16 protein-coding genes are annotated in these 22,540 nt (G+C 53.1%); all 16 read right to left on the minus strand.

The features are described from left to right. Positions 1-18: 18 nt before the first annotated feature. On the minus strand, positions 19-1,521 hold the full coding sequence (locus tag BMZ56_RS06630; protein ID WP_090625745.1) for an FGGY-family carbohydrate kinase: 1,503 nt from the start codon (positions 1,519-1,521) through the stop codon (positions 19-21). Between the two features lie 17 nt (positions 1,522-1,538). Further along, positions 1,539-2,717: an iron-containing alcohol dehydrogenase gene (locus BMZ56_RS06635; protein WP_177195062.1), complete on the minus strand. Its 1,179-nt coding sequence runs from the start codon at positions 2,715-2,717 to the stop codon at positions 1,539-1,541. After that, positions 2,717-4,216 carry a CoA-acylating methylmalonate-semialdehyde dehydrogenase gene (locus BMZ56_RS06640; protein WP_090625747.1) on the minus strand — a complete coding sequence of 500 codons (1,500 nt, stop codon included), beginning with the start codon at positions 4,214-4,216 and terminating at the stop codon, positions 2,717-2,719. Before BMZ56_RS06640 ends, BMZ56_RS06635 begins: the two co-directional genes overlap by 1 nt. After that, complete coding sequence (locus BMZ56_RS06645) at positions 4,200-5,057, minus strand: class I fructose-bisphosphate aldolase (RefSeq protein WP_090625748.1); 858 nt, start codon at positions 5,055-5,057, stop codon at positions 4,200-4,202. The genes BMZ56_RS06640 and BMZ56_RS06645 overlap by 17 nt, the downstream gene beginning before the upstream one ends. A gap of 2 nt (positions 5,058-5,059) precedes the next feature. Further along, on the minus strand, positions 5,060-6,760 hold the full coding sequence (locus BMZ56_RS06650) for a glycerol-3-phosphate dehydrogenase/oxidase (RefSeq protein WP_177195063.1): 1,701 nt from the start codon (positions 6,758-6,760) through the stop codon (positions 5,060-5,062). Positions 6,761-6,770: 10 nt separating this feature from the next. Further along, positions 6,771-8,585, minus strand: a complete 1,815-nt coding sequence (locus BMZ56_RS06655; protein ID WP_090625750.1) for a right-handed parallel beta-helix repeat-containing protein — start codon at positions 8,583-8,585, stop codon at positions 6,771-6,773. Between the two features lie 14 nt (positions 8,586-8,599). Then, positions 8,600-10,153, minus strand: coding sequence for an SLC5 family protein (locus BMZ56_RS06660; RefSeq protein ID WP_090625751.1), 1,554 nt, complete (start codon positions 10,151-10,153; stop codon positions 8,600-8,602). Continuing rightward, a complete protein-coding gene (locus BMZ56_RS06665; protein WP_090625752.1) occupies positions 10,146-11,633 on the minus strand; it encodes an FAD-dependent oxidoreductase in 1,488 nt (495 codons plus the stop codon). Before BMZ56_RS06665 ends, BMZ56_RS06660 begins: the two co-directional genes overlap by 8 nt. 6 nt (positions 11,634-11,639) lie before the next feature. Then, positions 11,640-12,368, minus strand: a complete 729-nt coding sequence (locus BMZ56_RS06670; protein WP_090625753.1) for an SDR family oxidoreductase — start codon at positions 12,366-12,368, stop codon at positions 11,640-11,642. A gap of 39 nt (positions 12,369-12,407) precedes the next feature. After that, positions 12,408-13,169, minus strand: a complete 762-nt coding sequence (locus BMZ56_RS06675; RefSeq protein WP_090625754.1) for an SDR family oxidoreductase — start codon at positions 13,167-13,169, stop codon at positions 12,408-12,410. Continuing rightward, a complete protein-coding gene (locus tag BMZ56_RS06680) occupies positions 13,169-14,038 on the minus strand; it encodes a sugar phosphate isomerase/epimerase family protein (protein WP_090625755.1) in 870 nt (289 codons plus the stop codon). The genes BMZ56_RS06675 and BMZ56_RS06680 overlap by 1 nt, the downstream gene beginning before the upstream one ends. Positions 14,039-14,050: 12 nt before the next feature. Continuing rightward, positions 14,051-15,514 carry a RagB/SusD family nutrient uptake outer membrane protein gene (locus BMZ56_RS06685; RefSeq protein WP_090625756.1) on the minus strand — a complete coding sequence of 488 codons (1,464 nt, stop codon included), beginning with the start codon at positions 15,512-15,514 and terminating at the stop codon, positions 14,051-14,053. A gap of 22 nt (positions 15,515-15,536) precedes the next feature. Next, entirely contained in the window at positions 15,537-18,650 is a 3,114-nt protein-coding gene (locus BMZ56_RS06690) for a SusC/RagA family TonB-linked outer membrane protein (RefSeq protein ID WP_090625757.1), read from the minus strand. Between the two features lie 149 nt (positions 18,651-18,799). Beyond that, positions 18,800-19,600, minus strand: a complete 801-nt coding sequence (locus BMZ56_RS06695; protein WP_090625758.1) for an IclR family transcriptional regulator — start codon at positions 19,598-19,600, stop codon at positions 18,800-18,802. A 140-nt stretch (positions 19,601-19,740) separates the two neighbouring features. After that, entirely contained in the window at positions 19,741-20,985 is a 1,245-nt protein-coding gene (locus tag BMZ56_RS06700) for a YdcF family protein (protein ID WP_245893112.1), read from the minus strand. 34 nt (positions 20,986-21,019) lie between these two features. Then, complete coding sequence (locus BMZ56_RS06705) at positions 21,020-22,540, minus strand: RagB/SusD family nutrient uptake outer membrane protein (RefSeq protein WP_090625759.1); 1,521 nt, start codon at positions 22,538-22,540, stop codon at positions 21,020-21,022.

Consider the following 22,540-nt stretch of genomic DNA (forward strand, 5'->3'; position numbering starts at 1 on the left):
GCCGCAGTTTTACAAACGCTATGCCCTTCGTTTGATTATTGACTGCACCAATGCTGTATAGCCATCAAATTTTCCTTGATAATAACTCGCCATGGCTTCATCGGGAACATAGGTTTTTCCGGGGATGACCATCTGCCCGCAAGCCACGTGATAATCGGGGTACCGGCCAATGCCGACAGCGGCTGCTATGGCCGCACCCAAACAACCGGTTTCTGCTACCTGCACGGATTCCAGCGGCGTCTGCAAAACGCTCGAAAGCAATTGGGAGAAAACGGGGCTGCGGGCACCACCGCCGGTAAACCGTGCACTGCGGATTTCCGGACCGGTCGAACGAAGCCGCTGCACGTGAGCCAAGTGGCTGAATGCAATCCCTTCATACACCGCCTGCAACAGATCGTCTTTCGTATGGGAACCCGATAGGTTGTAAAACCCCGAACGGATAATCCCGTTTAGGTTGTTACCGTGCAAAAAGGGCAAGAACAGGACGTCCGAGTCCACACGGCCGCGATCCGCCAGCCTTTGATCGCAATAAGCAAAAACGGATGTGCCTTTGCGAATGCATTTCTTTTTCGCTCTTTTCATAAATTGATTGACAAACCACTCCAGGTTTGTCATGGCCGTAGGGCTGGCTTCCACGGCGATTTGCAACATAGGATCTGCAAACAGGGAAACCATGGCCAATTCTTCGGCTTGAATTTGACCGTCAGACAGCAAGCAGTTAACGCTCCACGATCCGGAGATGACCGTTGCTGAACTCGGGTGGATTGAGCCGCAGCCAACCATGTTGGCAACCAGATCAATCATTCCGGCAATCACAGGTATGCCCTCGGGCAATCCGGTTTCGCGCGATGCTTCCGCGGTAATCCCCCCGATCACGGATTCGCTTCGGCGGGGTTGCGGGATTAGGGTTTGTAGCTCGGATAGCCCGAACAGGTCGAACAATGTGGTATTCAGCTTGCGGTCTTCAATGGCCATTAAATTGGTAACCGACAGGTCTGAATAGTCAGTAGAAACCACTCCCGTTAAACAATAATTCAGGTAGTCCTTACAGAAAAACGCGGTTCCGAGTTGGCCATAAGTCGGCAAATCATGCAGTCGTAACCAAGCTAATAATGAATTGGTCTGCCCCGGCCAGCAATATTGCCTCGAAAGCGGAAGCGCAGCGGCGGACACCCCGTCGTCATTCCACCGTTGGCAAATCGCCTCGGCCCTGAAGTCCAGCGACTGGATGCCCACCAGCGGTTTGCCATCTCCATCCAAGCCATAAAGGCCATTTCCGTGGCCGCAAACACCCACGGCTAAAATCGCCGATGAAGAAATGCCTGCAGACTGGATGGCTGTCTGGATGACACCGGCCACGACCGTCCATAATTCGCTTAGGTCATACTCGTAAAAACCCGGTTTGGATAACCGCGTGTTCAGACGGCTCGAAGCGGTGCCAACGGATCGCCCTGTCAGGGAAAAGAGGGTCGCCTTACATACGGTGTTACCGCAATCTATCCCCAATAGATACGATTCCATGCATTCACTTTTTTAGGTTACCAGCAGGTCAAATACAATTGCTCAATTTCCGTCGTTGTCGGCACCACCGGATTGTTTTGCGGACTTCCGGATGCCAGGGCATCGGCCGCCATTTTGCTGACCGACTGCTCGAACGTGGCCCATGATACGCCGACGCAATCGCGTAATCGCGGAACGTTTAGCTGCCGATTCATCGCTTCCAACGCGTAAACCAAGGCATCAGCCGCCTCTACATCGGTCAATTCAGGCGCTACGACGCCCATGGTCCGTGCCGCGGTAGCATAGCGCGCCTCGCAACCCGCTACTGAAAACCGGGTGACCGCGGGCAACAAGATTGCATTGGACAGGCCGTGGGCCAAATGATACACCGCACCCAATGGACGGCTCATGCCATGAACGAGGCAGACACTACTGTTGGAGAACGCCAGTCCGCCTTGGCATGCTGCGATAGCCATGCCTTCACGTGCAGCCTCATCTGTAGGGCATGTATACGCCCTAAGGAGATGCTGGCCAACGAGCCCGATACAAGATAACGCAATCGGGTCCGAGAAGGGATTCCGCTTTTTTGACACGTAGGCCTCCAATCCATGCGTGAGTGTATCCACACCGACATACGCCGTAAGTTGGGGCGGCATCGTCATCGATAACCGGTAGTCTACCACCGCGATGTCCGGTAAAAGGGCATTGTCAAATAGCATCATCTTTACCTGCCGGAGTTCATCGGTGATTACAGCTACCCGGGTCGCCTCGCTCCCCGTGCCTGCGGTGGTGGGCACGGCAATCAACGGCAAGCCAGGATTTGGAATCAGGTGATAGCCGGCGTAACGGGTCAACGGCCCGTCGTTGGTTGCCAATACTGAAATGGCCTTTGCTGCATCGATGGGGCTGCCCCCACCCAATGCGACGATCGCATCACAGGAATGCTGCCGCAGCAGTGCCAACCCTTCCAGTACGCTATCCATTGTAGGGTCGGGAGAAATGCGGTGGAAAACGACGCTCTTGATGCCGGCTTCCGAAAGGCTGCTGATCGCCTCGCGGACCAACCCCTGTTCCAAAAGGTATCCGTCGGTTACGATCAACACATGGGTACCCTTCAACCCGATGACCAGCTCGGGCAGCTTCCCGAATGTCCCGCCCCCGGCAATGATTTGCCGGGGGGCGTTAAAGTCATAAGCAGTTACAATCGGTTGTTCCATTACCATCCATTTATCCGTTCGTAGTTCGTATCCCATCGGGAAAGCAATACCTTTTGACGGGTATAGAACAGTATTCCTTCGGTTCCCTGAAGGTGCAAATCGCCATAAAACGACTGGTTCCACCCCGAAAACGGGAAAATAGCCATCGGCGCCGGAACCCCCACATTCACGCCGATCATCCCGCATTTCATTTCCCGCGCAAATTTCCGTGCTGCTCCGCCGTTGCTAGTATAGATTGTTGCGCCGTTCCCAAAAGGCAGTGTATTTGCAAGGCGGATGGATTCATCCAACGTACTCGTGTGTACGATCGACAATACCGGACCGAAGACCTCCCGACGGAACACTTCCATATCCGGGCTTACCTCATCCAACAACGTAGGTCGCAAGAAAAAGCCGTCGGTATCTTGAAACCTACGTCCATCGCGCATCGGTTTGGCACCCTGCGAAACGGCATGTTGAATCGTGTCAGATATCCGATCTCTTGCCAGCCCATCGATGACCGGCCCCATCTGCACATCCACTTGGCCAGTTGTGTCGCCAACGACCAGCTGATCAACCGCCGCATTCAACTGCTGCAGAAATGCAGCGTCGGTTCCATTCGGAATCATCAACGTCGATCCGGCCATACAACGCTGGCCGCTACATCCAAATGCTGCCCCAACAACTGCCCGGACCGCCGAATCAAAATCTGCATCAGGCATCACTACATGGACATTTTTGGCACCCCCACCTGCCTGAACACGTTTACCGCGACTGGTACCCAGTTGGTACACCCGCAAGGCAATTTCAGACGACCCCACGAAACTGATGGCGGCAACATCCGGATGCACACACAGCGCTTCCACCACCTCACGGCCTCCGTGTACCACATTGAATACGCCGGCAGGAAGACCCGCTTGCACCAATAAATCAGCCAGGTACAATGCCGTTAACGGCACTTTTTCACTTGGTTTCAATACAAACGTATTTCCGCACGCTATCGCGAGGGGAAACATCCACATGGCCACCATAGCCGGAAAATTAAACGGGCTGATGCCCACGCATACACCCAATGGTTCACGCATGGTCAATCCGTCAATTTCGGCCGCAAGCTGACCCAGGTTCTCTCCTTTGGTCAGGTGCGCAATGCCGCAGGCAAACTCAACCACTTCAAATCCGCGGCGTATATCCCCGCGCGCCTCTTCGATGGTTTTTCCGTTTTCGGTAGCGATCAGCCAGGCGATGTGTTCGAGGTGCTCCGCGAGCAGCTCCCGGTAGTGAAACAGGATATCGGCCCGCTTGGGAGCGGGGACAGCTGCCCACGATGGGAACGCGTCGTTGGCCGCTTTCACGGCCCGGTCCACATCCTCTGCAATGCCGGAGGGCGTATGCGCGATGACCTGTCCCTTGGATGGGTTATACACCGGTGTGGTGTCGTTACCCCTGCTGCCTGTCCACTGATTGCCGATCAGCAATGGCACATGGCTAAACCGGCCGATAAAATCAGTTGCCTTTTCCATCGGTCGAATAGATTTGCCAGGCCGCTTCCGGAGTAGCCCCGTTATGGATCATCTGCATAAATGCCTTCACGATTTGTGACGGGTTGGGATGTTGGTAAATATTCCTGCCGTACACCAGCCCCATAGCCCCTTGTTGTAAATACCCATAACTTTTTGTAAACAGATCCTTTAAATCCGCTTTGCCGCCGCCGCGCACCAATACCGGGCAGCGTGCCGCTTCCACCACTTCGTGATAATCTTCCACATGGTCGGTAGGATCGGCTTTGATGACATCTGCCCCCAGCTCCCGTGCCTGCCTCACCAAAGGAACCACCAGCTTTTTATTGCCATCCACTTGGTATCCGCCGCGGCTGTCGTTGCCCTTCATCACCAGGGGCTCGATCATCATCGGCATCCCATAGCGATCACATACCCCACGAAGTCTGCTGATATTCCGTAGGCTTGCCCGGTGAAGCGCGGGCTCGCCCGGCACCAAAAGCAAATTGACCACAATGCAGGATGCATCCATGCGTAAAGCCTCCAGTATCGGTTCCTCTTCGTTCTGCAGCTCGCTAAACATCACCTTATGGGTCTGGGCATTATACGGGTTTCCGTAGTCGACCCGCATCACCAATGCCGGTTTTGATTTACCGGGTATGCGTTGCAGAATATCGCTCTGCCCATAGTTGGTCTGTATGGCGTCCGGACCTGCGTTGACCAGACTCCAGACAACCGATTCCATATTTTCCAGTCCGTCTAGGAAGTCATACTCATTGAAAACACCGTGATCTACGGCCACATCCAAGCATTTGCCGGATTCGTTAAACATCCGATTTAATCGGACCTTTGTTGATTGATACATAATTAGTTACTATTAACTTGATGTTTTTGCTGTAAAATGCTTATTGTTCGTGCTATTTCTTGCGCCTCGATGCCCGGCATCCCCTTTACGCTTGCAAAAATTGTGGCCAGTTCCTCCAACAGCGGCCGGCTTACGGCGCCGGTAAAGGCCATCACCGTGCGGCGAAGGATGAGGTCATCCAAGTGTACCACGTATTCGAATCGAATCAGGAACTCGATTTCACGCCACGTATAGTCGGGCAGAGCATGCAGCGACCTGTCTTCGTCCGCACCGCAAAAATCACAGACTGCTTCGGCCGTGGTGCCGTAGCGCGCTAGCAGCACTTCCAAGCGTTGATCGGTAAGCGCCGGATGTAACCGCTTCATCTTCGCCAACCATGCATCCTTCGCCAAATCGGTCGTCGGAAAGTCCCTACCACCGCCGATGGGCATTTGCTCGCTGTCGGCAACCACCGGTACGTTTAAGTAAGCCGCGATCTGTGAAGTGGCAATGGCTGAAAAAGCACGGAAGGTCGTCCATTTGCCCCCAACCAGTGAATAAACGGGAAACCGACGCCTACCAACGGGTGGCAACGTCTGGATGGCATGATCGCGGGATATCTGCGCCGTTACGGTCGCCCCCGAATGCGGCAGTGGGCGCACGCCGGTAAACCGGAATACAATTTCCGAAGTCTTGATATCGATGGAAGGAAACACTTGTTTGACAGACTCCAGCATATATTCCACCTCCCACGGTTCGCAGATCACCTTATCGGGATGATCTATACGTACGTCGGTGGATCCCACCAACACGTTGCCATGTATCGGGAAAAGAATGCAAATCCGTCCCTCCGCATTTTCATAAAAAAGCATCTGGCCCTGTGTGGCCTCATAAAGTTCCCGGTTGTTGATAACCAGGTGCGAGCCCTTCGTACCGCCAATGAACGACGTTTTGCTTTCCATTGCCAAGTTGGTTTGGTCGATCCACGCGCCTGTAGCATTGACCACCACCTCTGGTTTCACCTCGAAGGCTTCGCCTGTGAGATGGTCTTGCAGCATGACCCCGCCGTTTGGTGTCAGCTGCGCAAGACTGCAGTAATTCAGAAAGGCGCACCGCGGGTTTATCTGCAGCGCGTCATTGACCAACTCTACGCAGAGGCGTTCCGGATATGATATCCACGCATCGTAATACGTTGCGGTGGCTACGATAGCCGGGTTAAGCGCTGGCCGATGCCGCAGCGACTCCGCTTTGGACCACAGCCGATGTTTCGGCATTACCCGGTTGCGACGCGTATACCAATCGTACGCGGTTAATCCAATTTTGACCAACAGTGCCCCCCGATTTACCGACTTCCCTTTTAAGCCAAAAAAAACCTTCATAGCATTAAAAATGCCAGATGTCCGATGAAAAACGGGAATCGTTGTTGCCAACGGCTTCACATAATGCGGCGCGTTCTGCAGGAGGAGATTTCGCTCTTTCAGACTTTCCCGTACCAAGCGTGTCTCCCGGTTTTCCAGGTAGCGCAGCCCCCCATGAATCATTCGCGAAGGTGCCGAACTGGCACCCGCAGCGATATCCGACTTATCTACCAAAAGCGCATCGATGCCTTGGAGCGCAAGCTCGCGCAGCAACCCCACGCCATTGATTCCCGCACCAAGGATCAATACCGGTATTTCCGGCTGGCTTTGAAAACGAGCGATGGTTTCCGATCGTGACCTTGTCATATCCACCCCGCTATTTTTCCTGGACGCCATAAAGCCGCGGGAACGGCGGTCTCACCAACCTCACCTCCGCATATTTACCGTATTTATACGCCGGATTGGTATGGATGGGGTTTACCCGGTATTCACCGCCATTGTTATAGATGGTCATAGTCGGGATGGCATTCTTGTGCAGTTTAATCGCGTGGGCTTCGTTCGGGTTATCCAAGGCATCGAAATAGTTGCCGGTGATGGTCATATTCGCCCCGCCTTCATCCACATAGATACCCGATGTGATGGTAAATCCACCGCCGATCTGGTGCACAAAATTATCGTGGATGACGGTACCGGGCTGGTTACCTACTAAATAAATCCCTGCACCATCCGAGAGGTAGCGCATACCTTTGGATATATCATTCCAAGCAATGGTATTGTGGTGGCAATGGGTCGCGACCAATGTGGTATCCGTTCCCCAATACCATCCCACGTTGATTCCCGCATAGGGGAAATTGGATATCCGATTATGATCAATCCGGTTATTGTGTGAATAACCGATCCATATGCCGACGGCCCCGCGATCCGTGGTACCGAAATTATCCAGTACATTGTTCCGGATGAGGTTGTGGTGCGATACGAGGGCCGCATCTTCAAAGTCCAGGTGCAACGGATGCCCCTTGCCCAGGTACGCACGGCGGTATCCGATTTGGATCACATTACTGCCAACGTCTTCAAATCGATTACCCTCAATTGCATTATAAGTACACCCATCGCCAAGCGAAATGGCGCCCTCACCCAGGTTGCGGAAGGTGCAATCCGTAATCCGGCTATTCGCAACCCATGCCAGCGAAAGCGCAGCCGGGGGAGCATACACGGAATCCGTCCGCCCTGTACCCCAGAAACCAGCCTGCAATCCTTTCCGTTCGACGGCCGTCATGTCCCATTCGGTGCCCTCAAACGTAATCCCGTTGATTGAAAAATCACTGATCCGCTGGTTGACCGACCCCGACAGGCGAAACAGCTGGGTTAACGCCGGGTATTCGAAGACCTGATCGTCCGGCTTTTCTTTGGAAAAATAATACAGCAACCGCTTTTCGCGGTCCAGGTACCATTCGCCTTCGGTGTCTAAAAACGCCTTGGCATTTTCGAAATGAACACGGTCCCGTTTACCGATCTTGGTATAGCTCGCTTCGGTACCGGGATAGGTTACCGTCACGACGCGTTGTTTTTTACCATCGAAACGTTCGATGTACTGACGGTTCCAATGCCACATACCCGTGGCATGAAGTTCGGCCCCTTTTATTTTTTCGAAGGCGGCGGGTAGCTTGCCTTGGAAGTACAGTTCATGCTTCCCGAAATTAATCGAATCCGGCTCCAACCATTCACTTGCATTGGGATACCTCGACCGGGTTGCCCGTTTGCCATTCACGAACAGCTGATTGAAAACACCTTCCACAGGGCATTTCCAGAGGTTATCGCCCGCGGCCTGCCACTTCCCTTCCATCAACCGATTGCCGGAAATAATAACTTGCTGCCCATGAGCGGCTTTGAGTGCCACGTGCTTCCATTTTGCGATGGGCGACGTGCCGTCCAGCACAAGCGGTGTTGATAACCGATACGTTCCACCAGCCAGTTGCAGGGTCAAGGAATCCGCAGCGGGGCGCTTTTCAAGCATCCGGATGGCAGCTTCGAGGGTTGCAACGGGGTGTTGTGCAGAGCCATCTGCTGCATCACTCCCCTCCGGGGCAACGTAGATCACCGTTTGGCCCTTTACCGCGCAACTCATCAACACACCCGCTGCCAGCAATGCGATGCGCGTGCGTACCAAAATTTGTTTGAATTGATTCATCATCTCAATCGGTTTAATTAGTTAAAATAGCTATACAGCGCGATCATGATCACTGCTAAGATTCCCCAACCCCACTTCAGCGATCGTGAAAACGGATTTTCGTTCCATTGCGTCTTTTCAAATATGGGCCGCGGCTTCCCGTCCGTGTCGGGATATCGGTAGGAGAGCACGATCAACAACACGCTGAGTGCGGCAAACAAGTAAAAGGAAATCAGGAAAAAATTCGGATAGAATTCCCGGCTTGGGTATTGCGACAAGTAAAGGATGCTGATCAGGATGCAGGGAATATTCCCGGCGATGAGCGTATACAATGCCGCCTTCGAAGAAATCTTTTTCCAGAAGATGCCCCAAATGAATACCGCCACCAATGATGGGCACAAAAAGGAGAATATGGCATTGACCTTTTCAAACAGGTTAAACCCTTCCACCCGGTCCAGCCCGATGGCTATCAACATCGCCAGCACAGCCAGTGTAGCCATCACCATCCGCCCCTGCGCCAGTGTGGGGGGTGCATCGGACTTGCTGAAATTAGGCAAGATGTCCAATGCGAAAATCGTGCTCCCTGAATTATACATGGCCGTTAGCGATCCAACCAGTGCCGCTATCAACACCCCGATCGCCAGTCCTACGAGGCCATGCGGCAGGTATTGGTAGATCAAGCGCAATAAGGCATCGTCTGGGTTTTCGAGATCCTGCAACAACACTTTCGCCAGAATACCCGGCAAGATAAACAACACCGGAATCAGTAATTTCAAATAGCCGAGAAACAATATCCCCTTATTACCTTCTTCGAGGCTTTTGCTGCCCAGTGTGGTCTGTACAATGTTCTGATTGGCGCACCAATACCAAATGGACATGATGGGGTAACCAAAAACAATGGCTTGCCACGGGTAATTCGGATCGTCCGATGGACGCAGCAGTTTCCAGTAATCCACATCCAGTTTTTGGGTGAAGAGACTCCAGTCGGATACATCAGTCAGGGCAACGTAGCCAATGAACACACACACGAAAACCATGACCACCGATTGGAACGAATCCGTTATCGCCACGGCTTTGAGCCCTCCGGTAACGGTAAAACTCATCGCAAATGCCGTCATCAGTATCACACATTGCCAAATGGGAAAACCGATCAGTTGGCTGACCAGCATGGATCCGGCATAGAGTACCGACCCCGCTCCGATGGAAATCTGCAGGAACACAATCCAGGACAGGGCTTTCCTACAGGATTCGTCATACCGCCTCAGCATGAATTGGGGCATCGTCTGGATGTTGTGCCGTAGGTAATACGGCAAAAACACCAAACTAAGCAACAGGATGTAAATCCAGGCCAACCATTGGAAATTGCATGCCACCATCCCGTACGTGTAGGCCAGCCCGCAGGTACTGATGATGTTAAGCGGACTCACGTTGGTTCCGAAGATAGAAAGTCCCACGGTTTTCCACGTCAATGACTTGCCTGCCAAAAACAGGTCGCTGCTCTTTTTCTGCTTGTGTGTAAAACTGACGTAGAGCCCTACTGCCAGCAGTGCGAGCAGGTAAAACACAACGATGGTGATATCGAGGTTATTCATGGGTCAGGTAATTTTTTAAGTGATCATCCATCGGGTACGTGAGCTGAACATGCTGCTGTTTCAGGCTCTCCCGCAGTTTGGCCGGGTCAAGTTCGGAGAAATCGCTGTCCTGCACGCTCGCCAACCCAGCAGCCGTTCCGGCGGCCTGGCCCAGTTGCATCATGGTCCGGGTAAGCCGGCAGCTCGAAGCCGCCAATGAGCTGAACCCCGCCGCCCTTGAGGCAATCAACAGGTTGCGGAAGCCCTTAGGGATCAGTGACCGGAACGGAACCCCATACGGTTGGTCCAACTCCACACAGCCAGCGCGCCCGGTCGTCGAGCCATGGGTGTCCATCGGATGATCGGCAATCGCTATGCTATCCGGGTGGTCCTGACCTGCGAGCCCCTTTAGCAGGTCGTGCTGGGTAAGCTGGTAGGCTGCGATGATGCGACGCCCCTCACGCACGCCCAATCGTGGGGCTATCCATTTAATCACATAGTTCCGGTATGGCAGATAGGTTTCCGTGAGGTAACGGAAGTGCGCGAGCACCCGCCTCCGGCATTCGGCATATGCCGTTTCGTAACGTTCAAAACCGGCAAATTCCACGCCCTCCATCGTGGGGAGCATGTTCACATTCAAGTCACCGTTGGGGTATTGCACCATACTGGCCAACGGAAAATCAGCCGCCCACCAGCATTGGCCGGGCACCGCATCCAATTCAGCAGCCGATACCGGCAGCTCTCCGTTTCCGGCGTCCCCTATCCGGTAGATTAGCGACACGCCGTTTAACCGCTGCGTGGGCTGCAGCGGGGCATCCGGTTCGCCATACACGTCGCGGCTTTCCTGCCCCATGCACAATTGCGCACCCGCGGCCGCACAGAGGTATGCATTATCCGTCGCATCGATAAAATATCGGGCGTGAACCAACGTTCCATCGTCCAGCTCAACCGCGCGCAGCCGACCGTTACCATCATCGATGACCCGCTTAAACGTGGTACCCAGCCTAACCGATATGCACCCCGGTTCCGCCAGCAACTCACCCAATACTTCCTGATACGCATGGGGGTCAAACGGCACGCCATGCCAGTTTGCGCGTACAAACGCCTCGTTGTCAATACCCGTTTCCGAGCCGTGCCGAAGCAGGGTGTCTATGTACCGCAAGCTGGGGTCTATGGTCAGCTCCGCTCCCGGATGCAGTGGCTGCTCCCCTCGCTTCTGCTGCCATTTCCGATGGATATTGAACCGATAGATTCCCACGCCATCGGCTTTTGTTTTTAATCGCTTATAGATCTCAAAGGGTATCCCCGTACCGCCAACGCCCATTTCCCACACGTTTACGCCACCCAGCGAAGCGTTGCCCCCCAACCCGTGTTGTTTCTCCACCAACAACACCGTTATGCCCAACCGGCCCGCAGCGATCGCCGCGGCAACCCCACCGCTTCCCGCACCGATGATCACCAGGTCTACGTTAAGATGCTCCTTTTGAGATGTCTTCATCATGTCTATTTAATACGGTTCAATTTGTTGGATAAGCGGTAAGACCGTGAGTTCGGGAACGACCAGGTTTGCATCCAGCGAACAGATTTGCACCACCAACTTCCCGATTTGCTCCGGACTAATCATCCGTGCGGCAACCTCCGGCAGGGGATGTTCCAGTTGCGCATTCCGATTGAAATCGGTGGCACCCCATGAAGGGATCAGTGCGGTGGCGCGCACATTAAATGGTCGCATTTCCACATACAACGAACGCGTAAACTGGTCGAGCCCCGCTTTTGCCGCCGCGTAGATCCCCCAGCCGGTCCACGCCTGTTGCGCGCAGATGGAAGATATGTTGATAATGGTACCCGATTGTTGCGCTTTCATCACCGCAGCTGCACGTCTGCTACCCATCATGGCCGAAATCAGGTTTACGTTAATTACCTCCGCCATTGCTTCATCACTGAATTCGGTAATCGGCGCTATTTTCAATGCACCACCGGCATTATTCACCAAAATATCCAACCGCCCGGCATCCGCTAGGATGTGATCGATCACCCGATCCCAGTCGGCCGGATTGGTTGCATCCGCCTGCAACGGAGTCGCGCCGATTTCAGCCGCTGTTTGTTCCAGCTTTTGAATATTTCTAGCCGTTATCCACACCTTGCACCCACTGGCAGCCAACGCTTTTGCTATACCTACACCAAATCCCGAGGACGCCCCTGTAACCAATGCTACCTTATTCGTTAGTTCGCTCATTCTAATTTATCTATTATGTAATTATCGTTTAAAAAGTCGTTAACTGAGTGTCTTGCCCCCATTTACCGCAATCCGTTGTCCGGTAATAAATCCACTGCGCTCACTCGCTAAAAACGCCACGGCATCCCCCACCTCATCCGGCTTACCCATGCGGTTCAATGGCAAACCGGCGCCATACGCATCCAATTCCGATTGGGGTGTCCCTTCGTGCCGTTTCACCGGTATCCAGCCGGGGGCCACCAGGTTCACCGTAATCCCATACTGCCCCAATTCGTTCGCCCAAGACCGGGTGATACCCAGCATCGCTGCCTTCGCGGCGACGTAGTGGCTGAATTCAGCGTTTCCCAGTTCTACCACCTCGCTACCGATATTAATCACCCGCCCGAAACCCGCACTTTTCATGTACGGCAACACCCGTTGTACAAGCAGGAGCGGCGCCTTCAGGAAAAAATCAAGCTGGGCCTGGTAATCGCGCCACTCCTGGCGCTCGATTGGAATAAACGGCTGCGGACCGGTTGCGTTGTTTACCAAAACCGTTGGCGCGCCCATGCGCAGGCTGACAGCCTCAATTAATGCCTTCACCCCGTCCACATCGGTCACATCCGCCTGAAACGCCTCCGCCATTCCTTCCGCTTTCCTGATCTGCTTAACAACGGCCTCGGCACCGCTTCGGTCGCGGTGGTAATTTACCGCCACCGCAAGCCCGGTGTCAGCCAGCCGTGCAGCGATGGCAGCACCCAACCCCTTGGAAGCACCCGTTACCAAGGCAATGCGGTTCACCTGTTCTTCTTTATGACGCATTATTTCAGATCAATTTGATAATCAAGTTGCTCCAGATACCTCAAACTCCGCCTGATCCCCGCTTCCAGATCGCTAAGCGGTTCGTATTCGATCAGGTAAATTCCGTCAAATGAAATCTTAGGCAGCAGCGAGCCGTAGTCAAGGGTGCCATCGCCTATCGCGCCGGCCACCCATCCGCCGTCGCGCGCCATCCAGTCTTTCAGGTGGCAGTAGTTGATACGCTCGTTAATGATGGACACCCAACAATCCGGTTCTTCGGGCCAAACGGCTTTTATGTTTCCGGGATCGTAGTTAAAACCGATATTGGTTGGCAGATCCCGCATGAGCCGCTCCAGGTAATGCGGATCCGTACTGATGGTATTTTCATGGTAGGCCACCCCGCCCTTCCAAGTGATTTTTCCATGCGTTTCGACACTGATCGCAATCCCATATTCCACGCACCGTTCATTCACGACCCGGAATGCATCGACAACCTGTTCATACAGCCGGACAGTCACGTCCTTTGCCGGTGTAAACCCGGCAAACAGGCGGAGATGCGATATGCCGAACAAACGGGCGATGTCGAGCACGGCAAGCACGTGCGCCACCATCCGCCGGTGCGCTTGCGGGTCGGCGAGTGAAAAATCGTTCTCCGCGGTCGCAAAGGGAAGCTTGATGCCGGCCGCCGTTGCCGCGGCCATGGCTTCGGCAGCCTGTTGCTGACCTGTGTTCATGGGGAAGGTTGCCGCAAATTCATCGCCGATACCGATCTCCAACGTACGGAACCCGGTGGCTGCGCATAAGTCCAGGTGGGCCGCAAACGAACGTTCGCGGAACCCCCACCAGCCGCAACCTACCGCTAGTGTTTTTTGACCTGTTGTCAATCCCATCCTCAATTACCGCTAATAGTCATCATTTTGGATCAACGCCGGATTGGCCTGCAGTTCCAGCAGCGGAATTGGAAATAATGCATGTTTCGCCTCCGCGTTCCGGCCACTGGCCTTCATCACGTCCACGAAGCGTCCGGTGCGCAGCAAATCCCACCGATGATGCCCTTCAAAACAAAGTTCCATCCGGCGCTCGGCCCACACCGCCTCCCGGAAACCCTCTTTTGATAGTCCTTCGAGATTGGGCAGTTCTGCCAATTCCTCCGCTTCGTCCATTCCATTCGCATTTTCATCCCTTGCGCGCTTACGGACGGCATTAACGGCCTCATAAGCCGCATCGGTAGGGCCGGACAATTCGTTTTCAGCCTCCGCAAATACCAACAGCACATCGGCATACCTCAAGACAATCCAATTGGCGTCTCCACCGATATTCATGCCGAAGGTGGGATCCCAATATTTCATCGGGGCTGGCCCTGCCTGCGCAGGACCCGAAACTGTAATTTCCGGATAGTTTTCGCTTGGAAATTCAGCCACCATGGAAATCCGTTTCCGGTAATGATCCGGCACGGCATCATAGAACGCCCGCTCGGTGGCAACGGCTGTACCTGCGATGGCACCGTTCAGCAAGATGTTCGGGTTCCGGGACGCAAACGCCGACGTCAGTGAGCTACCGCCCCCCCTTGAATTTCCCGAAGTGTATTGCACGGAAAACAGGTGTTCCTTTCCATTTTCATTGGCCGGCTTAAATACGTCTGCAAAATTTGCAAACAAACCATACGTTTCGCTCTCCATAACTGCCTTCGCCGTTTCGCGGGCCTCCTGCCAATTGCCCTGAGTAAGGTAAACCTTCGCTAGCAAACCCAGCGCCGCGCCGCTGGTTGCGCGGCCGCGTTCCGAACCGCTGTAAGACGGTGGCAACGCAGCCGACGCTGCCTGTAGGTCACTAACGATCAGCGCATAAACGTCTGCCAAATCCGCACGCGGAATACCATTATTTGCGGTGTTTTCGGTCGGCTCCGTAATCAACGGCACGCCACCAAACCCGCGGGCCAGTTCGAAATAAAACAACGCGCGCAGGAACTTCGCTTCCCCTACGTACCGATCGCGAAGCTGCTCATTGATCTCCATTGCGGGCACCCACTTGACGACGTTGTTCGCGTAGTTGATCCCGCGGTACATGCTTGTCCAGAAATCACGGAATACCGGATCGGCGGCCGTATAGTCCATCACATCGAGGCCCCCTGTCAATTCTCCCCTATTGGCCACTTCCGTAGATACATCGCCAAAATACCAGGCATTCCCATTGTAATGACCACTCAATGCCGAATAGACAGCATTTACGCCCGCAAGTGCATCGGCTTGCGTCTGAAAAAAACCATCGCTTCCAATGGCAGATCGAGGCTGTTCATCCAGGAACTTTTCACATCCCATGGTGAGTAACCCCATGATGACCAAACTGCTATAAATCGAAGTTTTCATTGCTCTTATCGATTAAAATTAGTTAAAACCCAACCTGTACACCTAAGCGGAACATCCGCGCCCGCGGGTATGCGTTCATATCTACTCCGAATACTGTGTTGTTGTCGCCGAGCGAATTGACTTCCGGGTCATACCCGGTGTAGTTTGTCCAGGTATATAGGTTTTCGCCGGCCACATACACCCGTGCCGTGCGTAACTTGCTATTCGCCAAGGGAAGCGTATACCCCAGTGTCACATTGCTCAGCCGCACAAACGATCCGTCTTCCAGGTAATTCGTACCCACGCGGTTCGGGAACGTGCCCTGCCTTCCGTCGGGACGGTCGATCTTCGCAATACGGTTGCTGGTTCCCGGGCCATCCCACGCTTCTTTGTAAATCGCCAGTCCGTTCATGCCGTTCACCTGGGTAGTCAGGTCAATCAAGTTGAGGTTGAGCACATCGTTGCCCTGAACCCCGTTCAGGAAGACACTGAGATCAATCCCTTTATAAGCCAAGTTGGTATTGAATCCAAACACATAGTCGGGATGCGGGTTGCCGATAATGGTCTCGTCCAACCCTTCTTCAAACTTACCATTTCCATCGATGTCCCTAAAGTTCTCAAATCCGGGGCCTGAATTGCCATTTCCTGCCATGTGGCCGGCATCAAATTCAGCTTGCGTTTGCCAGAGCCCATCAAAGATATTTCCCCAAAACATGCCAATGGGTTGGTCCACCATCACGACGGTTCCCGCCCCGCCATTGCGTTGAATCATATACGAGCTGATGGAAGAGCCGAAAAAGCGATCCGCATCTGCCAATTGCAACACTTTATTCCGGTTGAAGGAAATGTTAGCAGATGCATCCCACCGGAAATCGCCCTCACTGATCACACCCGTTATACCGAGCTCGATGCCTTTATTCTGTACGCTGCCGATATTCTGCAACATGGACGTAAACCCACCCTGCCGGGGTATTTCTACGCTAAAGAGCAGATCACTTGTTTTTTTGTGGTAATAGTCGGCTACCAGACTCAGGCGGTTATTCCAGAACCCGATGTCAAGCCCCACATCAATCTGCCGGGTGCTTTCCCATTTCATGTCCTCGTTCACAAGCGCTTCCGGCACGATGGATGTGACGAATTGGCCGCCGAACGAATATGGGCTCCCCAATCCGTACGTCTGTAAGTTGCGATAAAGCGGAATCGATTGATTGCCAGTAACCCCAATGCTGGAACGTATTTTCAGCTCGCTAAGCCAGGTAATGGGTTCCAAAAACTCCTCGTTTTTGATATTCCAGGCAACCGCCGCCGAAGGAAAGAAACCGAAGCGGTTATTCTTTCCAAACCGGCTGGATCCATCGTACCTTGCCGAAACCGTGAGGAGATATCGGCTATCCAAATCATAATTCACCCGACCGAGGAATGAAACCATGGACCAACGGGAATATCCGGTGGACGGATATTGTGGATCCTCGCCGAGGCCCAGGTTGTAAAAACCGAGCACATCGGTAAAAAAGTCATACGAAGTGGCCGAAAGCGATTCCTCCGATTCGCGTTGCATGGTAAATCCCCCCAATACCTCCAGGTTATGCCGGTCGTCAATTGACTTTTTGTAGGTCAACGTATTCTCGTTTACCCAGTTAAACAGTTCAGAGGAAGAAACGCCTCCACTGCCCCCGGTAGTCCGTGAATTGACAAAGTACGACGGCAGGTAGCTTCTGCTCCGTCCATTGGTGAGGTACGTGCCGAAGGTCGTTTTTGCAATCAGTCCTTCTGCCAGTTCATATTGCGCATAAAAATTACCCAGCAACCGCATCCGCGTATTGAGTGCTTCCGCCTTTTCGGCCATTTCTACCGGATTTTGGATGGCTGGATTGGCGTAGATGCCTTGGGTTGTCCACAGTCGGTCTTGCGAACTATACGTCCCATCTTCGTACTTTACCGGTTGCACCGGATCCGATTGCAGCGCCGCATAGATCACACCGGAATTGCCATGGCCGGATGTACTGTGCTGGATGGGGCGATCTTTGTTATACCCAACGGATACGTTTGCGCCAATCTTCAATCGTTCCGACACCGAATGATCTAAGTTCAGGGCCACATTCCCTTTTTGAAATTTGGAGAAAATGACGATGCCATCCTGATCGAAGTAGTTTCCGGATATTGCAAACCGTGTTTTTTCATTTCCTCCTCGTACCGATAAGTTGTGGCTGTGCATTGGCGCGGTTTGAAAAATCGCATCCTGCCAATCCGTGCCATCGCCCATCTGAGCAATTTCCGCTTCCGAATAGGCCCGACTGACCAAACTACCGTTCCGGAATCTGCTCCAAAACGTCCGTGCCAATGTTGCATAGTCTTTCGCGTTTAGCAAGTCAAGCTTTTTCGTTACGCTTTGGCTGCCATAATACGCATCATACGTAATTTGGGTGGCACCCTGAATGCCTTTTTTAGTCGTGATCAATACCACCCCATTTGCTCCTCGCGCGCCATAAATCGCTGTTGCGGAAGCATCCTTGAGCACCGTGATGGACTCGACATCATTCGGATTCATAAACTCACTTGATCCGCCCATCGGAAAGCCATCTATTACATATAACGGGCTATTTCCATATTGAATGGAGTTACTCCCGCGGATACGAATGCGCATACCGCCGGCCGGAGCACCCGTGGTTGACGTTACCTGCACCCCCGGTATCCTTCCCTGCAATCCCTGTTCGACTCGGTCGACCGGCCGCTGCGTAATTTCCTTGGCGCCTACAATCGATACCGACCCGGTAAGGTCCGCTTTTCGTTGGGTGCCGTAGCCCACGACAACTACCTCGTCCAATTCCGTCTCCGACGGAGCCAGTGATATGTCGAGTCTTCCACCCTCCGCTGCCACTTCTTTGCTGATGTAGCCTACATTGGTAAATACGAGCACTGCCAACCGGTCCGGAACCGTTATGCTAAACTTACCGTCCGCATCGGTCGTTACCGAATGGCCCGTTCCTTTTACACTTACGCTTACACCCGCGAGTAGCCCCGAAGTCTGTGCGTCGCGTACGGTACCTTGTACCGCTTGCTGTATCATCTCAACAGCATAGCACACCTGATTTAAGCATACGGCCAACGCCAATATCCCCATCATCAGCATAGCCTTCATGAATTTCTTTTGTCCCATAATTCGTTTATAATATAGCTTACAGTTTCAAATGTAGAAACTAATTTTATATATCAAACAAAATATTTAAAAAAAACAAGTCCCCAGGGAAGCACGTTTGTGTGCTCCCAGCGAAAAATGTTGTTTAGAAACGAATAGTGAAGTAGCTGTTATTTAGCGAAGTAGCCCAACCGTTGAGAAATACGTAGTGCGTGTTCTTTGACTACTTTCCCTACGTGACCGAATTGCGTCACCGGAAGGCGATCTGATGGGCCAGTAACCCAGATAGCAGCGACAGGGTATGAATTGCCATTGAAAATCGGTGCTCCGATGCAGTGCATCCCTTCCACCTCTTCTCCTCCATCAATGGCATACCCCGTGTCCTTTACCGTTTTTAGCTCATCTAGAAATTTATTCAGCTTGGTAATGGTCTTGTTGGTATACTTTTTGAATTCAATGCGTGAACAAATCGATTGCTGCATCTTTTCCGGAAGGTACGCTAAGATCGCTTTGCTGGGCACCGCGGTGTGGAGGGGAAACCGGGTACCCACGTCGATCCAGAATTTAAAGGAGTGCAAGCCCGGCACCTGTTCAAGTACCACGCCTTCATCTGCCAAAATAATCCCGATCAGCACGGTCTCCTTTGTCGTATTCCGTAGGTCGCGCAACACATCCATCGACTTCTCCAGTAGATTTTGCTCAGTTACTGCCGCGTAGCCCACAGATAGGAGCTTACCGGAAAGATTAAAGGCTTTTGAGTTTTCATCCCGCGTCAGGTATCCATAATGCAACAATGTCATGGCGATCCGGAAGGTACTATTTTTCGAAATGCCGAGCTGGTTGCTGATCTCGGTGATCCCCATCCCAGCGGGCGAACTGGAAAGCAGTTCAATCATGTAAAGGGCGCGCTCTAAATTGGGAACGTGGTATTTCGAACTGTTATTATGATCTCCTTCTTCTTCGACTGACATATGCACGATTGGATTGAAAACGTCCAATGATAAGACATTGCCATGTAAAAATCAAATATTTCCCGCAATCTCGCATGCAGCATGCGGAGCGTTATTTGAAATCTCTTCGTTCTTTATACAGTTAGGAAGCCCAAAAATTACTACGGGTCCAGCGGCTCATCCGGATCAATGGTAAGTGCCTCCGGCCTTGGCTTGAATTCAATAACCACATCACTAACCCGCTTACCTAGCTCGTAAGGCACATATCCCAGCTCCTTCATGCAGCGCTCCGCCATATTTTCAACGGCGTCTATGTGCGGTTTGCTGCTTGTTACGATGGCAAATTTGTCCGCGGGGAATCCATAGCTTAGCATAATCCGGGCGGTATTGCGCAAATTGGTTGTCGTATGACGCGCATGCGGATCGATCAAAATGGCTTCTTCCGGAACATTCAGCACCTCCATCAGGTACTTTTTCATTTGAAGCGCTTCGATATACGGAGTTTTGTACGGATGTACCCGGCCTCCCGAAACCACGATAAACGGGGCCAGCCCGTCGAAATAACTACGTGCCGCCATGCGGGTGCGGAGCATCCCTCCCGGACTGATCGGTTGGTCGTAGACCGATGGACCCGCCCCCAATGTGAGCAGCAACGCATACGGATACTGCTCAAAATCTGTTTTACGTATGGCTTCGAATGCCGGTTTGTTTTCCCGTTCGATCAGCGGTTCCAACTGCGCGGCGTCCCACCGTTCGTTGATTTCCAGTAATCGCACAGCCGTAAGGACTGTCTCGTAAAACGCCTGATAAGGGTACTTGCTGTCGCGCAACACATCCTGCCTGACGTCCGACAGCAACGCTAAATAGGAACGCTGGGTAACGTCAAAAGAAATGGAATCAATGCGCGGATAATTGGGTTTCTTTGCTCCGGCGTAGACATCAATCACATAGTTCATCGCATTCAGGTCCTGCCGCAACGCCTTTCCGAAATACTGGCTGGCGGTTGTCTGTGCCGGAACGCCATAAGCCATGGAAGGAAGCAACCGCTCATTTAGTTTCGCCTTCAATGCGTCGTCCTTTTCCGCCTCCCTGACCAACAACCCCACTAGCACATCCACCTCTGCTTCCTGCCATTTAAAGGCTTCGAGAAAACAAGCGACATCTCGGCAATCGAGGCTGCGAACGTAGCGTTCGTGCCGTTGGGAAAGCACCTGCCGCAACTCCGGAGTTCCCAGCAACCGCTTGCTCAGGGTACTATCCTGGTACAAAAGCGAGGTAGCCAAATAGTTTTTTACAATGACCCAGTCCTGTCGCGACTGGTAATCCGTATGATACTGTCCCGCGGCTCGGGGTCCTAAGCCCATCACCAGCACTAAGAACACAACGCTTATACCATATTTCATCATCTGATTCCAAGAGTTATATTACTACCTGGGATTTTTAATACCCGGGATTCTGGTACATTTTCTCCGGGTTCAGCTTGTATTCGTCAAACGGGATCGGATAGTACCGGTCTTTCGTCGAAATGTTGGAAAGCTGCGCATTGCCGTAATCGGCCTGCTCTTTTTGGCCGAAGTACGCAACCAATTCCTCCGCGTTATAATTGCGGATCAGGTCAAACCAGCGGTGGTTTTCAAACGCCAGTTCCACCCGGCGCTCATGCAGGATCGCATCCTTCAACGTCGGATACTTCGCGTTATAGGTCGCGTTTGCGCGTGCTTCGGCATAAGCTGGCAACCCTGCCCGCTCACGGACCTCGTCCAGCAACGCGATCGCCTCGGCGTCTTTATTCAAATGCATCTTGGCTTCGGCCAGCAGCAGCATCACGTCCGCATAGCGGATAAGTATCCAGTCGTTGCCGCCCCATCCGGCTGTGCCGGCGGCGTCGCTATTGTCCCTGAACTTGGTGATGAACCAGTCGTTTACCTGTGCATGTGGGGCAAACTTCACGGAAAATTCCTTGCGGAGATCGCCCGCTTCGTAATCCTTGACCAGGTCTAGCTTGAGGTTGGTGCCGCTGCCCGTCGAGTTGAACTGCGAGTTGATCGTCTCTCCGCGCGCCTGGTTGTTGCGGGCGATGCTAGAGCTGTAACTTGGGTCGCCCTGTAGGTACTGTACCTGGAAGATTAATTCCTTACAGGTATTTTTGGCGGCGACGTCGAACACCTGCGCATAGGGGATTTCCGAAAGCTTGTCAAACGTACGCATGTCATACGCGGCCGCGAGGTATTGCTCGGCCTGTTGGAAGTGTTCCGTCTTATTGTCGGCCAGTGTAGCCCCCATGGTGAGGTACACCTGCCCCAGCAGGGCATTGATGGCTGCTTTGGACGTGCGGCCTACCGCATACTCCCATTGCGTATCGGGCAGGTTGCTGGCCAGTGCGTCGGTCAGGTCGGCCACGATCTGCTGGTATACCGTTGCCTCCGGCTGCCGGTAGGCAATGGCGGAGGCCTCTTCTTTGGTCCTGATTTCCTGTACGGACAGCGGGATATCGCCGAACTTCCTGACCATGTGGAAGTACAGCAGCGCCCGCACAAACTTCGCTTCGGCGATATAACGCTGCTTCAGCGCGTCGTCGCTAAACGCTACTTGGTCAATGCGTGAGAGTAACGTATTGCACCGCGCGATGCCATCGTACATCGATGACCAATGCGTACGCAGGTAGGTGTTGCCCGCGAGCAGTGAAAAATCATTGAACTGGAAGGGCTCGCCCGCATTCGACTGGTTGTCGTTCCTTCCGGCATTGTCCGAGCGCTCTTCGCTGTACAAGGCACTGCCTTCTCCCACGGTGTTGCCCGAACGCAGCACTTGGTAAATCCCATTAACGGCGAGCAGCACGTCATTTTCTGTTTTAAAATACGAATCCACAGACACCGCATTCGGATCTTGCTGATTCAGGAAATCCTGCTCGCAGGCCGCGAGTGCAAAAAGGACAACGAGCAATACATATCTTTTCTTCAT

Origin of the sequence: Parapedobacter indicus (assembly GCF_900113765.1) — a bacterium.
GTDB lineage: Bacteria > Bacteroidota > Bacteroidia > Sphingobacteriales > Sphingobacteriaceae > Parapedobacter > Parapedobacter indicus.

What these genes read in the sequence shown, in the direction of transcription:
- BMZ56_RS06630 (WP_090625745.1), bottom strand. Translation starts at nt 1,521, where the DNA reads ATGGAATCGTATCTATTGGGGATAGATTGCGGTAACACCGTATGTAAG.
- BMZ56_RS06635 (WP_177195062.1), bottom strand. Translation starts at nt 2,717, where the DNA reads ATGGAACAACCGATTGTAACTGCTTATGACTTTAACGCCCCCCGGCAA.
- BMZ56_RS06640 (WP_090625747.1), bottom strand. Translation starts at nt 4,216, where the DNA reads ATGGAAAAGGCAACTGATTTTATCGGCCGGTTTAGCCATGTGCCATTG.
- BMZ56_RS06645 (WP_090625748.1), bottom strand. Translation starts at nt 5,057, where the DNA reads ATGTATCAATCAACAAAGGTCCGATTAAATCGGATGTTTAACGAATCC.
- BMZ56_RS06650 (WP_177195063.1), bottom strand. Translation starts at nt 6,760, where the DNA reads ATGACAAGGTCACGATCGGAAACCATCGCTCGTTTTCAAAGCCAGCCG.
- BMZ56_RS06655 (WP_090625750.1), bottom strand. Translation starts at nt 8,585, where the DNA reads ATGATGAATCAATTCAAACAAATTTTGGTACGCACGCGCATCGCATTG.
- BMZ56_RS06660 (WP_090625751.1), bottom strand. Translation starts at nt 10,153, where the DNA reads ATGAATAACCTCGATATCACCATCGTTGTGTTTTACCTGCTCGCACTG.
- BMZ56_RS06665 (WP_090625752.1), bottom strand. Translation starts at nt 11,633, where the DNA reads ATGATGAAGACATCTCAAAAGGAGCATCTTAACGTAGACCTGGTGATC.
- BMZ56_RS06670 (WP_090625753.1), bottom strand. Translation starts at nt 12,368, where the DNA reads ATGAGCGAACTAACGAATAAGGTAGCATTGGTTACAGGGGCGTCCTCG.
- BMZ56_RS06675 (WP_090625754.1), bottom strand. Translation starts at nt 13,169, where the DNA reads ATGCGTCATAAAGAAGAACAGGTGAACCGCATTGCCTTGGTAACGGGT.
- BMZ56_RS06680 (WP_090625755.1), bottom strand. Translation starts at nt 14,038, where the DNA reads ATGGGATTGACAACAGGTCAAAAAACACTAGCGGTAGGTTGCGGCTGG.
- BMZ56_RS06685 (WP_090625756.1), bottom strand. Translation starts at nt 15,514, where the DNA reads ATGAAAACTTCGATTTATAGCAGTTTGGTCATCATGGGGTTACTCACC.
- BMZ56_RS06690 (WP_090625757.1), bottom strand. Translation starts at nt 18,650, where the DNA reads ATGGGACAAAAGAAATTCATGAAGGCTATGCTGATGATGGGGATATTG.
- BMZ56_RS06695 (WP_090625758.1), bottom strand. Translation starts at nt 19,600, where the DNA reads ATGTCAGTCGAAGAAGAAGGAGATCATAATAACAGTTCGAAATACCAC.
- BMZ56_RS06700 (WP_245893112.1), bottom strand. Translation starts at nt 20,985, where the DNA reads ATGATGAAATATGGTATAAGCGTTGTGTTCTTAGTGCTGGTGATGGGC.
- BMZ56_RS06705 (WP_090625759.1), bottom strand. Translation starts at nt 22,540, where the DNA reads ATGAAGAAAAGATATGTATTGCTCGTTGTCCTTTTTGCACTCGCGGCC.